This is a genomic window from Streptomyces sp. KR55 (genome assembly GCF_052245645.1).
Lineage (GTDB): Bacteria > Actinomycetota > Actinomycetes > Streptomycetales > Streptomycetaceae > Streptomyces > Streptomyces flavusporus.
Window position 1 is genome coordinate 1 of the sequence record NZ_JBQQCE010000871.1, and the last position, 1,660, is coordinate 1,660.

Consider the following 1,660-nt stretch of genomic DNA (forward strand, 5'->3'; position numbering starts at 1 on the left):
ATCCGACGAGTCCCTCGCCGCCCGGCTGAGAGGGGCATCGGATGTCGAAGTCGCCCATTCCACCGCCCTGCTGATCGCCCGGCACTGGCCCTCGGTCCACTCCTACGCGGTCGTCTGCCTCGCCTCCTCGGCGAACGTTGCCGCCATGGTGACCGCGGCCGCCTTCCATCAGGTCTTCGACCGTCTCACGCTGGGCGAGCCGGGCATCGCGCTGCGCCCGCTGCTTCTGGTGACCGTGCGGGACACGGTCCGGCGATGGGCCTCGGAGGAGCGAATATCCGGTGTACTGCCGGAGTTGCAGAAACCCGCGGGGGGCCGTGGTATGCGGGCGGCCAAGTCCATGACACCCGAAAACCGCAAGCTGGCCGAGCGCGCATTCCAGGCCCTTCCCGGACCCGCCCGCTGTCTGCTGTGGCACACCGAGGTCGAGGGGGAGCCGCTCGACTTCCCCGCCGGACTCCTCGGCATGGACACCGACACGGCGTCGGCCACCCTCGAACTGGCCCGGGACAAATTCCGCGAGGGCTGTCTACGGGCCCACCAGGAACTCGCACCGAGCAAGGACTGCCGTTTCTACAACCGTCTCCTCGACGTCCCGATCCGCCGCGGCAGGGCACTGCTGCCGGACGTTCAGCAGCATCTCGCCGAGTGCCGCCACTGCCGGGACGCAGCCGAACAACTGAGCCATTTCGAGGCCGGGTTGGACGTTCTGCTCGCCGAGGCGGTGCTCGGCTGGGGCGCCCGTCGCTATCTCGAGTCGCGACCGGGCCGCACCCCGCACCGACCGCGTGCCCGCGGTCGGCGCGCCGCCCGGCACTCCGGACGGGGGAGAGGAACGGCACGCCATCGCATCCTGGACCGCATTCCTATCCCCACCGTGGCGGGCCGCTCCTCGCGGGCCGTGCGCACCGGAGTGGGCATCGTCTCCGCCGCCCTGCTCGGCACCGTCCTCGCCACCAGCCTGTCGTCCTACGACGGCGACACCGACACCACGGCCTCCGCCGGCGCCAACGACGACCGCGACTCCGCACCCGGCACCGGCGCTCAGGCCCCGCCCACCGTGTCCGCCACGCCGCCCGGCACCGCACAACTCCCCACCGAACCCCGGCAGACCAGGCTGCGCAACGCCGCCGCCGACCTGTGCCTCGACCTCCGGGACGAGGCCGAGGCCGGTACCGGGGCCGAGCTGGCGGTGTGCTCGGCCGACCTGACCCAGCAGTGGACGTACGAGAACGCCGGGCTGCTGCGCAGCGTGGCCGACCCCGACCTGTGCCTGGACTCGCACGCGGACGCCGGTGTCGTCATCCTCGGCACTTGTGCCGCCGCCAGGAGCGAGCGGGGCGACGACGTGCGCTACGACCTCACCGTCCGCGGCGAGCTGCTGCCCCGCTGGGACGAGCAGCTCGCGCTCTCCTCCACCACCGGTGAACCGGGCGCCGACATCATCGTCAAGGTCCGCGACGGCTCCACCGCCCAGCGCTGGCTGACCGACCCCGAACCGGCCGACGCCGGGTCCCTGTCGGTCGCGGAGACGACCGATCCGTCCACGCGACCGGTGGGACTGTCGGGCGGTTCCTAGTGCCGCGCGCCGCGCCGGGGAACAGCTGCGAAAGTCCGGCTCCGGCCGGGCGCCCGCCGGTGTGCGTGGCGGTCATGCGGA

At 72.6% G+C, this 1,660-nt stretch carries 1 protein-coding gene; it reads left to right on the plus strand.

Going from position 1 to position 1,660, the window contains the following annotated elements; genetic code table 11:
* Positions 1-1,579, plus strand: a 1,579-nt coding sequence (locus ACTWQJ_RS51125) for a ricin-type beta-trefoil lectin domain protein (protein ID WP_443313156.1), incomplete at its 5' end; no start/stop codon positions are given.
* Positions 1,580-1,660 lie beyond the last annotated feature (81 nt).